This is a genomic window from Nitrososphaera sp. (assembly GCF_036397675.1).
GTDB lineage: Archaea > Thermoproteota > Nitrososphaeria > Nitrososphaerales > Nitrososphaeraceae > Nitrososphaera.
The window spans coordinates 1-13,185 of sequence record NZ_DASWIL010000038.1 but is presented as its reverse complement, the minus strand read 5'-3'; the positions used below and the strand labels follow the sequence as shown (position 1 = coordinate 13,185).

General features: G+C 54.2%; 17 protein-coding genes. 7 read left to right on the top strand and 10 right to left on the bottom strand.

Annotated features, from left to right (window positions below; translation table 11 throughout):
* Positions 1-27: 27 nt before the first annotated feature.
* Complete coding sequence (locus VGA14_RS08755) at positions 28-597, bottom strand: hypothetical protein (protein WP_331003376.1); 570 nt, start codon at positions 595-597, stop codon at positions 28-30.
* Positions 598-754: 157 nt separating this feature from the next.
* Here VGA14_RS08755 and VGA14_RS08750 point away from each other — a divergent pair, with 157 nt between their 5' ends.
* The 3 genes from VGA14_RS08750 to VGA14_RS08740 all read left to right on the top strand — a co-directional run bounded on the left by VGA14_RS08750 (position 755) and on the right by VGA14_RS08740 (position 2,720).
* On the top strand, positions 755-1,501 hold the full coding sequence (locus tag VGA14_RS08750; RefSeq protein ID WP_331003375.1) for a metallophosphoesterase: 747 nt from the start codon (positions 755-757) through the stop codon (positions 1,499-1,501).
* Positions 1,502-1,909: 408 nt separating this feature from the next.
* Positions 1,910-2,473: a methane monooxygenase/ammonia monooxygenase subunit C gene (locus VGA14_RS08745; protein WP_331003374.1), complete on the top strand. Its 564-nt coding sequence runs from the start codon at positions 1,910-1,912 to the stop codon at positions 2,471-2,473.
* Between the two features lie 115 nt (positions 2,474-2,588).
* Complete coding sequence (locus tag VGA14_RS08740; RefSeq protein ID WP_331003373.1) at positions 2,589-2,720, top strand: hypothetical protein; 132 nt, start codon at positions 2,589-2,591, stop codon at positions 2,718-2,720.
* Position 2,721: 1 nt separating this feature from the next.
* On the opposite strand, the gene VGA14_RS08735 is transcribed toward VGA14_RS08740, so the two are convergent.
* The 3 genes from VGA14_RS08735 to VGA14_RS08725 are packed head-to-tail and all read right to left on the bottom strand — an operon-like array spanning position 2,722 to position 6,436.
* Positions 2,722-3,972: an ABC transporter permease gene (locus tag VGA14_RS08735; RefSeq protein WP_331003372.1), complete on the bottom strand. Its 1,251-nt coding sequence runs from the start codon at positions 3,970-3,972 to the stop codon at positions 2,722-2,724.
* Complete coding sequence (locus tag VGA14_RS08730) at positions 3,969-5,708, bottom strand: hypothetical protein (protein ID WP_331003371.1); 1,740 nt, start codon at positions 5,706-5,708, stop codon at positions 3,969-3,971. The genes VGA14_RS08735 and VGA14_RS08730 overlap by 4 nt, the downstream gene beginning before the upstream one ends.
* Positions 5,705-6,436, bottom strand: a complete 732-nt coding sequence (locus VGA14_RS08725; RefSeq protein ID WP_331003370.1) for an ABC transporter ATP-binding protein — start codon at positions 6,434-6,436, stop codon at positions 5,705-5,707. The genes VGA14_RS08730 and VGA14_RS08725 overlap by 4 nt, the downstream gene beginning before the upstream one ends.
* A 123-nt stretch (positions 6,437-6,559) precedes the next feature.
* On the opposite strand from VGA14_RS08725, the gene VGA14_RS08720 reads away from it, so the two are divergent.
* The gene (locus VGA14_RS08720; protein ID WP_331003369.1) at positions 6,560-6,700 is read left to right on the top strand and encodes a YHS domain-containing protein; all 141 of its coding nucleotides are present in this window, start codon (positions 6,560-6,562) and stop codon (positions 6,698-6,700) included.
* On the opposite strand, the gene VGA14_RS08715 is transcribed toward VGA14_RS08720, so the two are convergent.
* The 5 genes from VGA14_RS08715 to VGA14_RS08695 are packed head-to-tail and all read right to left on the bottom strand — an operon-like array spanning position 6,692 to position 10,809.
* Positions 6,692-7,648 (bottom strand): asparagine synthase C-terminal domain-containing protein, encoded by a 957-nt coding sequence (locus VGA14_RS08715; RefSeq protein WP_331003368.1) that lies wholly within the window; start codon positions 7,646-7,648, stop codon positions 6,692-6,694. The two genes, VGA14_RS08720 and VGA14_RS08715, sit on opposite strands and share 9 nt — an antisense overlap.
* 26 nt (positions 7,649-7,674) lie before the next feature.
* Entirely contained in the window at positions 7,675-8,082 is a 408-nt protein-coding gene (gene mce / locus VGA14_RS08710) for a methylmalonyl-CoA epimerase (RefSeq protein WP_331003367.1), read from the bottom strand.
* A gap of 32 nt (positions 8,083-8,114) precedes the next feature.
* Complete coding sequence (locus VGA14_RS08705) at positions 8,115-9,689, bottom strand: acyl-CoA mutase large subunit family protein (RefSeq protein WP_331003366.1); 1,575 nt, start codon at positions 9,687-9,689, stop codon at positions 8,115-8,117.
* A 10-nt stretch (positions 9,690-9,699) separates the two neighbouring features.
* Complete coding sequence (gene meaB, locus VGA14_RS08700; protein WP_331003365.1) at positions 9,700-10,623, bottom strand: methylmalonyl Co-A mutase-associated GTPase MeaB; 924 nt, start codon at positions 10,621-10,623, stop codon at positions 9,700-9,702.
* A 36-nt stretch (positions 10,624-10,659) separates the two neighbouring features.
* The gene (locus VGA14_RS08695) at positions 10,660-10,809 is read right to left on the bottom strand and encodes a hypothetical protein (protein WP_331003364.1); all 150 of its coding nucleotides are present in this window, start codon (positions 10,807-10,809) and stop codon (positions 10,660-10,662) included.
* Positions 10,810-10,918: 109 nt separating this feature from the next.
* Here VGA14_RS08695 and VGA14_RS08690 point away from each other — a divergent pair, with 109 nt between their 5' ends.
* The gene (locus VGA14_RS08690; RefSeq protein ID WP_331003363.1) at positions 10,919-11,332 is read left to right on the top strand and encodes a cobalamin B12-binding domain-containing protein; all 414 of its coding nucleotides are present in this window, start codon (positions 10,919-10,921) and stop codon (positions 11,330-11,332) included.
* Between the two features lie 8 nt (positions 11,333-11,340).
* Here VGA14_RS08690 and ilvC read toward each other — a convergent pair whose 3' ends face one another.
* Complete coding sequence (gene ilvC, locus VGA14_RS08685) at positions 11,341-12,342, bottom strand: ketol-acid reductoisomerase (protein ID WP_331003362.1); 1,002 nt, start codon at positions 12,340-12,342, stop codon at positions 11,341-11,343.
* 100 nt (positions 12,343-12,442) lie between these two features.
* Here ilvC and VGA14_RS08680 point away from each other — a divergent pair, with 100 nt between their 5' ends.
* Both VGA14_RS08680 and VGA14_RS08675 read left to right on the top strand, forming a co-directional pair.
* Positions 12,443-12,646: a C2H2-type zinc finger protein gene (locus VGA14_RS08680; RefSeq protein ID WP_331003361.1), complete on the top strand. Its 204-nt coding sequence runs from the start codon at positions 12,443-12,445 to the stop codon at positions 12,644-12,646.
* Positions 12,647-12,720: 74 nt separating this feature from the next.
* Entirely contained in the window at positions 12,721-13,050 is a 330-nt protein-coding gene (locus VGA14_RS08675; RefSeq protein WP_331003360.1) for a hypothetical protein, read from the top strand.
* Positions 13,051-13,185: the final 135 nt, after the last annotated feature.

The window sequence follows — 13,185 nt, the reverse complement described above, 5'->3', positions numbered from 1 at the left end:
GCCAAGCTTGGGATTCTCTATTTATTCCTATTTGGACGTGAGTTCCGTCCTTATGAGCATGTTTTCTCTGAACGGCGGGACCTCGGCTGCGGATGCCACGGGGGTGAACTCGTTCCTCTCCGAATAATACGAGTACTGGACATTGTAGTCGTCAAGGTTCAGGACCTGCTCGACGTTGACGCCGGTAGAGTTGTTGACTACGGTTATCATGCCAGTGTTGTTGGAGTAGACGTTCATGAAGTCGGCCATGTTGAACCGGATGGGCCTGATGTATTCGATATGCACGGTTGTGCCCACTTCATCCGTGTGTATCGGGCGCAGGCAATCCTGGCCGTCCTTGAGCTGTTTGCCCACAGTGTCTGGCAACATCATGTGCTGGCCGTCTACGATGACTTCGACCCTCGGGTAAAGCTGGAACGTCTCGACGTTGTGCGATTTTAAACATACCTCGGTCGGGTTCGGAGGAGGGACTATTTGCGTCAGGAGCAGAGCAACAAGCGTAGCGCCGCCCATGATGATGGGGACTATGAGGACTTCCTTTTTGCCGAGTCTCTTTTTGGGCTTTTCCTCCTTTATCTTGCGCTTCGGCACTTCCATCTCTAAAGAAAAAGGTGCTAATATAACATTGCCTTCCCGCTGGCTTTGTCAAATAAGTGCCTCTTGTTAAGAAAGTCCAATTAATTGCCGACTTATTTAACAAAGACTTTCCCGCTTGCAACGTTATATACCGCCAAAATGCAATGGTGCTAAGCTCATGCTTCTTGTGCAGCTTTCAGACATACACGTCGGGAGCCTCTTTGTTCAGGGAGTATTTGACGCAGTTGTCGACGAAGTGAACAGGCTAAAGCCTGATGCCATCGTGATAACGGGCGATCTGACCGACGAGGGGATATTGCCCCAGTTCGAGAAGGCGAGCAAAGAGATCAAGCGGTTTGACTGCGCAAACATCATTGTAGTTGCCGGCAACCACGACTACAGGCACACCGGCTACCTTCTCTTCAAAAAGTTCTTTCCAACAAAACACGTCTACGAGTTTGACGAAGTGGTGCTTCTGACGCTTGGCACCGCAAGGCCGGACAGGGACGAAGGCGAGGTGGGCTACAGGCAGAACCTCTGGATGGAAAAGGCGCTCGCAAAATACAACGACAAAGTCAAGATAGTCGCAATGCACCACCACCTAGTCGGGATACCCGACACAGGAACGGACAAGATCCTCATCCTTGACGCAGGCGACACCCTGCGCACCTGCCTCCATTCAAAGGTCAACCTCGTGTTGTGCGGCCACAAGCACCGGCCGTGGGTGTGGAACCTAGGTCCTCTGGAGATAGCCTATGCGGGCACCGCGTCTTCAACGCGCTTTAGGGGCTTTTTCGAAAATTCGTTTAACATCATCGAAGTGGAGAAGGGAAAGGTGCGTATGGACATCAAAATAGTCGGCAAGAAGCGCTTCCCGCTTGCAGACCTGGTGCAGCAGTACAAGCCATTTCTGGAACAAGCATGATTATTAATCCCAAAGTACAAAGCTTGCAAGGCAGCAGTGACGATTCAGAGTTAAGACTGAAGTGTGAAGAGAAGGCATTTGACCGAGCTGCCGTTCCTTATTTTCGCCCACGCGGATTCCGCATAAAGCCAAACTTGGGCGGCAAAGTCAAAATACCCCCTGCCATAATATCATGCGTGGCCCTCGTGTTGGGCGCCCGTCTTGACGGTTTCCGTGCGTGTAGACATACGATTATCATATATGATAAGCATAACTGCTCATTATCATGACTATGTTATATCTATAATTCATCAAACTATTTCATGATACATATATATGTTTACAGCCAAGCAAGTTAAAAGTTTTTCAATAAATATGACTGATTGTTAGAGTGCGGGTTAATATACCAGATCGTTACCAAGGTAATTCATGGCGCAGATGCCAGCACTGATCCCGAAAGAAGTCGAAATCCAAAGACTGAAGAAGATCTACATAATGGTGATCATGCTCGGTTCGATAGCAGCTTCCGTCGAAGTGGACAACTTCGTAGATGGCTCGCTGCACCAGACTGCAATAAGAGACAGCGCCTTTACACCAGCTCACTGGTGGCTATACAGCCACTTCGTGGCGCTCCCGGTAGGCTGGGGTATGGTAGCCGTCTACGACAGAAGGGTACCGATCCTTAGGGGTCCGGGCAACTCGATGAACACCGGTCTAAAGATAACCATCATCGGTTATCTTGCAACGATGTTCACAATCGGTGTCAACGAGATGTGGCACTTCTGGTTCGTGGAAGAAATCTTTGCAGTCCCCAACCACTGGATGTTCAATATGGGTGTCGTCGTGGCATTCATGGGCGCTCTGGCGTACGTCGTCAGGGTGTACGCACGTCTGGTAGAACTGGGTGCAGAAACACCGGCAAAGAACCCGTATGTAGCAGAGATGTACAAGCTCGCACTCGAAGGCAAGCTGTACAGCAGGTCCATCCCATAAACTGGGATTCTCGACTCATGCCGGTCCGCAAGGGTCGGCCACTGCTCTTTTTCTTTCTTAATTTCAGCCCACTGCAAAGTGTTAATTCCTCGAACAGCGGATCATTGCTATGGACATGTCTTCGACATGCGGAGTGTGCGGCAAAAAGACCCAGGACTACCCGCTGTTCTGCTACATGTGCGACGACTATTTTTGCTCCGAAGCCTGCCACTTGACCAAACACGCAAAGCCCTGGCAGAAATACTGACCTACTCGCGCCTAAGGGCCACTATGGGCGGAGTCCTCGAAGCCCGCCATGCAGGGTACATGCCGGCAAGGACAGAGAGCCCTACAGAGAGCCCCCAGACAGTTGCCATGTCCTGCGCCAAGAACACGGGTGTGAGGCTCTGCGAGCTCGGGTCCTGCGACGCAAAGCCCGCTATGAGCACAAAGCCTCCCATAACACCTACCCCCATGCCGGCCGACGCCCCCAAGACGCCAATCATCAGCGCTTCTGTCAGGAAAAGTACGAGGATAAAGCTCTTCTGCGCGCCGATTGCCTTCATCGTCCCTATCTCCCTTATCCGCTCTGTCACGGATGTATAGAGCGTGGTGATGATGCCCACTGCACCCACTAGGAGCGCCACAAGCGCGATGCTGGTGGTAAACGAGCTAAAGCCTGCAATGAACTCGTTTATCGTCTCAAGAATCGCCTCCGGCGTCGTGATGCCGATGTCGTTGCCGTACAGTCGACGGATCTGCTCCTCCACCGCGTCGACAAAGTCCCCCGACTGGGCCGCGACTAGGAGCGCGTCGTACTTGCCGGCCTTCTGGAGCATCGCGTTGCCGGCTATGCGGTTGAACACCACCGAGTTGTCGATAGTGGGGTTGCCGGTCGGCTCCATGATTCCAGACACGACAAAACTCCTGCTCTCGCTTTCCTGCTTACCGGTGTCAGGGTCTACGAACGTGTATGTGGCCCTCACGGTCTGGCCGATGACTGCAAACGGCGTGCTCTCGCCCGCCGGGTTTGCGACCCTGTCTGACAGCAGTATCGTCGACGGGTCGTTCTGGCGTATGCTCGAGCCCTCGACGAATTCTATCGTGGGCGCAATTACGTACAGCTTTTGCGGGTCTATTGAAAACACCGTGGTGTCGGTCTTTTTGCCTCCCGCTTGAAGCGCTATCCCCGCCTGGTACGACGGTATGACGTCGTCAACAAACGGCAGCGAGCGTATCCGGCTGACCACCGCCTCGTTGAGCGTTATCTTGGGCGCCGGGGGCGGGCCTCCGCCAAATGGGTCGTTACCGCCGTCGCCTTGGGCGCTTGTCACAAAAAGTATGTTTGGCGCTAGCTTGCTGAACTGGAAGTTGATAAAGTTGGAAAAGCCGGCGGTCATGCCATTCAGGGCAACCATCAGGCTGCTCCCAACGACGACCATCATTATGGTGAGCGCAGACCTAGTCTTGCGCTCCCTGAGCGCGTCAATGGAGAGCGCAAAGATCTCCCTGATGTTCATTTGCTTTCTTCCGGCTTGCCCAGCTGGCTGTCAAGTACCGACTCGATGTCTTTGCCACCGTTCTGCTTGCTGAACTGGAGCTTGCGCTTGAGCTTTGACCTACTCCGCATGCGCATGACCACAAACGCAATCACCGCCGCTGCTGCGACGCCGCCAGCTATGATTATCAGCGAGGGGTCAACCGCTGCCTGGGGGCCGTTTGCAGATGCTACCTCCGGCACAAAGTCAACATTGGCCGCTACGTCAAGCGCGTGTAGCTCCCTCAGGCTGTCCCTGTACTGCACGCGGAGCTCTACAGGATACGTCCCCGCGCTGGCCCCAGATGAAACGTTTATTGGAATGCTGAATGGAAGGGGCGAGTTTTCTGTCAGGTCGCCTAGGTACTGCTGCGGTGGGAGAGCGTCTACCAGGTTCTCCGCGCTTACGACTTCCACCGTGGTAAAGAGCGCAAGCACGTTGCCCTCGTTGAGCAGGTTGCCCGTTATGTTGGGCCTGTCGCCTATGTAGGTTACGCCTATCTCGTACGCCTTTATGCTTATCTCTCCGTCGACGTAGGTGCCAAGCTCTATGGCCTCTATCTCGGGTTGGCCTGCCGACAGATGCTGGACCGTGAAGATAAACGTCGCCGCCCTGCCTATCATGTCTTCGGACGCAAATACCTTGGTGGATAGCTTTTGGCTGGAACTGGGGGCCATATCGCCTACAGTCCAGCTGGTGCTTCCAAGCACTTCTATCGATTCTGACTGTGAGCTGACTGAGACCACGACGTCTGACAGCTCTTGGTCCCTGTTGTTTGCAAGAGACACCCGTAGGTCGGTTATCTTTCCGGCAGTAATTATTGAAGACTCGCCTACCGGCGTCACGCTTACAAGCGAATTTGCAGACTCGGGCAGCACCACCAGGCCCACCGGCACGCTTGCAGCTTTTCTCTCGCCATAGGCGTTGCCGTATGTCACATTGAGGCTCACGACTTGAAGGGCTTCGCCCGACGTGTTGGCCACGTAGAACGTTGGCGCGATGGTTTTGGACTCGCCCGGCGGGATTGCACCAAGCTCGAACGTCTTTTGCCCGAGACTAACAAGTGCAGCCTGCTGGGTGGTGGTGTTTATGCCTGACGAACCCGGTACTGCGACTACGACACCCGTGGCAGGCGCGCTGCCCCGGTTGGTTATCTCGATAGGCACCCTGCTTGAAGCTCCGGATGCCACGCCGCCTTGAGACGACGCGTCGATGATGGCCTTGCCCGTCACTTTGAACGGGATGCTGAGATCTGAAGTCCTCGGCGCGCCTGCCTCAATGGTTCTGGAATATTCAGCCTTGAGTGAGGCGGTGTATTCCTTCACTGAAGCGCTGCTTGATACGTCGACTTGGAAAAACAGCGTAAAGGTGTCCCCTGCGGAGACTATGCTATTGTGCGTGGCAACCGCCTGACTTCCACTGGTCCCCGCCGCCTTTAGGCCTGAAGGGAGCGTTAGGCGCCCCGTCACGCCGGTAATGTCGGAGAATCCCCTGTTGACAAGCGTGACTGCAAGCACCGAGGCGCCGTCGCCGGGGGCCACCTCGACCTTCTCAAGCGACGTGCCCGTGGGAGGCAGTGTGGTTCTATCGGTCCAGAAAGCGTCCAGGAAGACCGGGCCGCTCAGGGTCGCGTTGATTATTTCTGACTCGCTCAGCTGGGCATAAGCGCTCAGCGGAAGCAACAACATGATAGCGACTATTAGTGCAAGAAACTTCAATGGGATACCTCCTTTTCTACCCTGCCGTCGCGGATGTATATCGCTCTGTCGCTGCCCCCCACAAGCTCGGGGTTGTGCGTGACCATCACAACCGTCCTTCTGAACTTGCTTGAGAGCATCCTCAGCAGGTCGAAAACCTCACTGCCCGTCTTGGTGTCCAAGTTGCCGGTCGGCTCGTCTGCAAGGATTATCGCGGGATCATTCATGAGCGAGCGGGCGATTGCGACCCTCTGTTGCTGGCCGCCGCTCAAGTTGACGGGCTTGTGGTCTGCTTTTTCGCCTATGCCGAGCACCTGCAGCAGTTTCAGGGCCCGCCTGTGGCGGTCGTCGCTTCCCATTCCTGAAATGACGCCGGGGAGCGCGACGTTCTTGAGCACAGTTGTCCTGTTTATCAGGTTGTAAGACTGGAAGATGAAGCCTATGAGGTGGTTCCTCATGGTCGCCATCTCAGAGTCATCAAGAGAAAAGATGTCTATGCCGTTGATGAACACCTTGCCAGAAGTCGGCTTGTCAAGCGCGCCGATGATATTGAGTAGAGTCGACTTGCCGCTGCCCGAAGGCCCGACTATCGACACGAACTCACCCCTCTTGATCTCTATGTCGATGCCCCTAAGCGCCGCCACCCTGCCCGCGGCAGAATCAAAGACTTTTGTAACGCCGTCGACTTTTAGCACCGCCTGGCTGTCAGCCCCACCGTTTTGCAAGGCAGACTCTTTTGTGCTGTTCAATTATTTATAGGAAAGGACACGTTGTTAATAAAGATAACTGACTGGTCAGTCAGTTATTCCCTACCACTAGCTGATTCACTTTGGTAAAAAATAAATACGATTCAGATACGTATATCAATGTTAATGCCAGTCGACCCAGTCTGCGGCATAGAAATGGACCAGGAGCTTGCGGTGCCGCACGAGCACAACGGCAAGACGTACTTTTTCTGCTGTGAAGGGTGCAAGCGGATATTCGTGAAAAAGCCCGGCAAGTACTCAAGGTGAGATCGGGGTAACGGGGAACGCGCCGCAGGTCCGGCAGAACCTGCCTTTTGAAAAACACGCGTGGCATTCCGGGCACACTTTATAGCAGTCGCCGGACTCCTCCTGCGGCGGCGGGAAATAACTGCGGAAAATCGCGTAATAATTTAGATGCTCCTTGTTCCTTATCCTGACGCCTTCTGACATCGCTATCATGCTCTTATTAGCAAATGTGGCGTCGTCTATCATCTTTTCAATGAAATTGCAGAACATGTCGGTCGCTGCACCTTGCTCCTGCGCCATCTTGGGCCTCCATGCAAGCGCGCCAATCTCGGGCTCGAAGCAGCGCCTCAGTATGAACTTGCCGTACTTGTGGCCACCGTACTCGCCCACCTTTTCGCCCGCGTCTATGGATTTGGCAAACTTGGCAAATTCGGTGTCCAGAAAAGGCGTGGCTATTTCCACTCCTATTTTCTCGCCCAAGGGTTTTGACGAAAAGTGCATGACCTCCCAGAGCCTTTCAAGCTCTTGCTCCAGCTCATCAAAGTCGTTGTAATAGCGCGACAGGTAGTTGTAGCCGGCGAAAAGCTCGTCGCCGCCGTCGCCCGTCATGACTTTGCTGTAGCCATCGTGCTTTGCCCGCTCAAGCCCCGTAAGGGCAACGCACGAGTTCCGTATTTCAATGGGGTCAAAAGTCTTGAACGCCTGCACAACTGCATCGACCATTTCAGCCATCCTCTCCTCATCGAAAATCTCTTCAACGTGCGTACTGCTGTATTTCTGCCCCGCCTGCCTTGCGAACGCAAGGTCCGGCGCGGCGGTGCCAAGGCCGGCCGCCACTGAATACTCGGGGCGCAGGATGCTTGCTAGGATTGTGCTGTCAAGGCCGCCTGACAGTAAGAGCGCGTCTGCGCGGTTTCGCGCGACGCTTGCCTCCAGCTTCTCGAGAAGCTCGCCGCACGTTGGTTTCAACAAAATTGTAGTGAGAGGGACGGGTATTAGTCCTTGTGCTTGGGGGGCGCCTCGCAGAACTCCGTGAGCACGCCGTGCAGGGACTTGGGATGTATGAACGTAATCCGCCTGCCGTACGAGCCGGTGCGCAGGTCTCCGAGCATCCTCATCCCCTGCGATTTTGCGCGCTCGACATCCTCCACGATGCTATCCGCGGTGATTGCGATGTGGTGTATACCCTCTCCTCTTTCCTGAAGGAATCTTGATATCGGGCTGTCAGGAGCTGTGGGCTCCATAAGCTCTATCCTGGTATCTTCGAGCATCAGCATGGCGACTCTGACCTTCTCGCTTGGGACCTCTTCAATCTCCAGATGGTCGACCCGCAGGATCTTTTGGTAGTTTTCTAGCGCCTCCTCGACGCTATTTACCGCAATCGCGATGTGGTCTACTCTCACGGCCTAATTCTGCTCTCCCAGTTTATTAAGTATCAGAACGAGACCTTGGCCTCGTATTTGCCAAAGACCGTGCCCAAGGTGTTGCTTATCTCGCCCAGAGTTGCGTAGCCCTTGACGCAGTTGATGATGAGCGGCATAAGGTTGTCGTCCTTTTCGGCGCCTTTCTGCAGTGCAGCGAGGGCAGACTCGGCCCTGCTTTTATCTCTACTTGCCTTAAACTCATTTAGCCTGGCTATCTGCCTCTGCTCTATCTCCAGGTCAATCTTGTTGAGCGCCGGCTCGACGTCGTGCGCGTCCTGGTACTTGTTGACGCCCACAATCACCCGCTTGTTTTCGTCGATCTCTTTTTTCAAGCGGTACGAATTGTTGCGTATCTCCTCCTGGAAGTAGCCTTTTTCTATCGCGGCCATCGCGCCTCCCATCCTGTCTATCTTTTTCAGGTACTTCCACACCCTCTCCTCCATCTCGTCTGTGAGCGACTCGACATAGTACGAGCCTGCCATCGGATCCACTGCTTTTACGATACCGGTCTCGCTCGCGACTATCTGCTGGGTCCTAAGTGCCACCTTTGCCGACTGTTCAGTCGGGAGCGCAAGCGCTTCGTCGCGCGAGTTCGTGTGCAGAGACTGGCAGCCGCCGAGTACCGCGGACATGGCCTCCGTCGCGACCCTGACAATGTTATTGTCCACCTGCTGCGCGGTGAGCGACTCACCGGAGGTCTGGACATGGAAGCGCAGATGCATGGATTTCTGGCTGCGCGCCCTGAACCTCTCCTTCATTATTTTTGCGTAAATGCGCCTGGCGGCCCTGAACTTGGCAATCTCTTCAAAGAACTCCATGGTACAGCAGAAAAAGAACGAGAGTCTAGGGGCAAAGCCGTCCACCTTGAGGCCCCGGGCGGTGCACGTTTCAATATATTCGATGGCGTCGGCAAACGTGAACGCCAATTCTTGAACCGCGTTTGAGCCGGCCTCGCGTATGTGGTAACCGGAGATGCTTATTGGGTACCATTGGGGCACCTTCTTTGAGCAGTGTTCTATCATGTCGCCTATCAGGCGCATTGACGGTTTGGGCGGGTAGATGTAGGTGTTCCGGGCGATGTACTCCTTCAGGATGTCGTTCTGCGTCGTCCCGCGCAGCTGGTCGGGTTTTACTCCCTGCGACTCGGCAACGGTGATGTACAATGATAACAGCGTCGATGCAGTCGAGTTTATCGTCATCGACGTGCTCACTTTGTCAAGCGGGATACCCTCAAAGCAGGTCATCATGTCCTTTATCGAGCTGATGGCGACGCCCGTGCGCCCGACCTCGCCTTCGGACATCTGGTGATCGGAATCCCTGCCTGTCTGCGTCGGCAAGTCAAAAGCAAGCGACAGCCCCGTCTGCCCCTTGTCCAGCAAGAACTTGAAGCGCTTGTTGGTCTCCTCCGCGCTGCCAAAGCCGCTGTACTGGCGCATAGTCCACAGCCGCTCCCTGTACATGTTTGGATACAAACCGCGGGTGTACGGAAATTTTCCGGGGTCTTCGTGCCTGCGGCCCTTGATGTCTGATTTCTTGTAGACGCGTTTTACGGGGATGTTCGAGTCCGTGACTATTTTCTCAGTCATCTTGTCCAACTCACCTGAAAAGGCTCTCAGCCACCTGCTCTGCCGCAGTGTAAGGGTCCATTTTTTTTGCGGCGAGCTTGTCAATAAAGGCCGAGTGTTTCTTGTCCCCGGCAAGCGTCAAGGCGACCTTTCTTTCGACAATGTCTGAAACCATGTCCTTCAATTCCTCTTCAAGCATTTTCCTTTCCCGTTCTTTATAACTACTGCTTCTCTCTTTTAGCAACTTCTCAATGGTCTTGGCGAGTTCCTTTGTGCCCTTTCCGGTCTTTGCTGACGTTTTAAGGACAGCCGGCTTGCGCTCCGTGTCACCTATCAGGTCTACAATCGTGTTGTAGAGCTGCCCAGCCCCTTCGATGTCTGACTTGTTGGCCACGTAAATGTCGCCCACCTCACTCAGCCCTGCCTTCACTGCCTGCACGTTGTCGCCGGTGTTGGGTGTGAACACCACCACCGTCAGGTCCACCGCCTTTGTTATCTCGATCTCTAGCTGCCCTGCTCCGACGCTCTCCACCAGTATGAGGTCGTAGCCGGCGGCGTCAAGCACCCTGATGGCGTTTCGAAGCGACTTGGACACTCCCCCAACCGCGCCCCTCGACGCCATGCTCCTCATGAATACGCCCTCGCTTTCCAAGCTGGCTAGCATGCGCAGCCTGTCCCCCAGTATCGCTCCCCCCGTTATTGGGCTCGTGGGATCGACTGCGAGCACCGCAACCCTGTAGCCGAGGGCCTGGCACTCGGGTATCAGCCTGCCCAAAAGCGAGCTCTTCCCGGCGCCCCCCGGCCCGGTGAAACCTACAGTCTTTGCCTTGCCGGTCTTTTCAAATATCTCTTTTATTATCTGCCTTGATTGGGGCTCTCTGTTATCGACAATGGATATGGCCCTTGCAAGCGACCGCCTGTCGCCCTTTAGAAGGCCCCTGACTATAGGAAGCACAATAAGGCTGTAGGGAGGAATATTATATTAAAGCTGTTAGGCCGCGACCGACCTTGCGATGATGTCTGCAAGCTCCATCTTGCCGTCCTTGCGGTATCGCCTCATGCCCGCCATCAGCTGCTCTTTCAGCTGCCTGTAAATGTCTACTTGCTTTTTCACGGTCTCCCGTTCGACATCTAAAGCCATGCAATGTAATATTCACGTCTTTGTTATATATGGCTTCTAAACTGCGATTGATAGTTGTCGCTTCTGGCAGTGAATAAACATTTTAAGAGGAAATCCAGATACCCGTATTATGGCAGCAACTGCGCAGCAGCGAAAGCCGATAAGAGTGCTCGTGTCAAAGCTCGGCCTTGACGGCCACGACAGGGGCGCGCTCGTGCTGTGCCGCGCATTCCGCGACGCCGGCATGGAAGTCATCTATTCCGGGCTTTTCTGCACGCCGGAGCAGGTGGCAAGAATGGCCGTCGACGAGGACGTGGACGTGGTTGCGATGAGCCTTCTCAACGGCGCGCACCTCACGCTCTTTCCAAAGGTTGCAAGGCTGCTGAAGGAAAAGGGTGCTGGCGACATACTTGTTGTGGGCGGGGGCATCATCCCCGAATCTGACAGGAAGGAGCTGGAGAGCAAGGGCGTGACCGGCAACTTTGGGCCGGGGACGCCGCTGTCAGTGATAATAAAACACATCAACGAAAACGTGAAAAAATAAAAGAGTTGCTAGGACTCTTGCTTGGGCCACATCATCTTGCGCAGGTCCCTGCCCACCTTTTCCAGTTGATGGTTCTCTATCTCTCTCATGTAGCGGGCAAACGAGTTCTTGCCCTCCTTTTTGTAGATGCTGACCCATTCGTCGGCAAACTCGCCTGATTGTATTTCCTTCAGCACTTCCTTCATCTTGGCCTTGGCCTCATTGTCAACTACGCGTGGCCCCCTTGTGAGGCCGCCATAGCGCGCAGTCTCGCTGACGCGGTTGTACATCCCGGTCAGGCCGTACCTTTGCACTAGGTCGGTGATTAACTTCAATTCGTGCAGGCACTCGAAATACGCGACCTCCGGCTGATATCCAGCCTCTACAAGCGTCTCAAATGCGTTCATGACAAGCGCATGAGTTCCGCCGCACAGGTCAACCTGCTCGCCAAACCAGTCAGTCTCAACCTCTTCTTTGAAATTGGTCTGGAGAACGCCCGGCTTGGTGCTCCCTATGCCCTTTGCCATAGCAAGAACGCGGTCCCACGCCTTGCCAGTGTGGTCCTGCTGCACGGCGACAAGCGACGGGATGCCAAATCCTTCCTGATACAACTCGCGGACGCGCTGGCCCGGCCCCTTTGGCGCGACCATTATCACGTCAACGTTTGCGGGGGGTTCTATCCACTTCCAATGAATCGCAGCGCCGTGCGAAAAGCTGAGCGCCTTGCCAGCAGTCACGTGCGGGGCGATGTCGCGCTTGTAAGTGTCAGCCTGCTCCATGTCCGGGATGAGTATGTGGATGATGTCGGCAGCCTCGCAGGCGTCTCCAACTTCCATGACCTTGTGGCCCTCGGACTCTGCCTGCTGCCACGTCTTGCCTCCCTTTCTCAGACCCACGATGACTTTGAGGCCCGAGTCCTTCATATTGGACGCCTGGGCGCGCCCCTGTATTCCATAGCCGATAACTGCTATAGTCTGATTCTTTACCGGCTCAAGCGATACCTCGCTGTCAAGCCATTTCTTGGCAGGCATACGTCAACATCTTCCCCGCAAGTATATTATTGTATGGACAACCTGGAATTTCGGCACTCGCAGGATCAAATCTTATTGTATGGGAACAATTACCGCTCTCATGGGTTGGTTTGGGAAGAAGATCAAGTGCGAAGCGTGTGGGGCCAAGTTCAAGACTGAAGCCGAGCTGGCAGACCACGCCAAGAGGCACAGGACTGCGGCAAAGGAAAACGACACCGGTAGCGGACTAGTTCCGTGCGAAACTTGCATGGAAGAGCTTGAAAGCCAGGCAGAACTTCAGGAACACATCAAGCAGTTCCACTAACAGCTACTCATTATTCATCGCTGCTTAACTTTATTTACTCCGCTCCAATGCTTCTACTCCATGGAGCCAAAACAATGGGTTCGCAAAACATTGACTCCAAAATGAGAGCACATGATGCGTACAATGCTGCGCAGACGTACATACGAGCGAGCGCGCTAGAGATCAAGGAAACTGAGGTAGACAAGAGAATCGTAGCTGGGGGAGAGAGGGCTTATGACACGACTATCTTGATAATATTACTTATAATTGTGGGAGTTTTTGCCCTCATCTATTACTTTACGAGAAAGAAGAACGCCCTGTCGCTGACCATTACTTCAAAGGAAGAAGGATGCTCTGTCAGTATAGAAGCAACAGGGCCAAAGGGTGAAGCCGTGTTGCACTTCCTTTCTGACGTAATTCGCTGAGCAGGCAATAAATAATAAAACCGACAGAATAACTTCGTGATCGGCGCAAGACAGATCGCGTGGACCTTGATAACCGCAACGGCCGCAGTGATAGCTGTAGGATCCTTCGTACAAGAATTTGGACTGGCTCTGGCG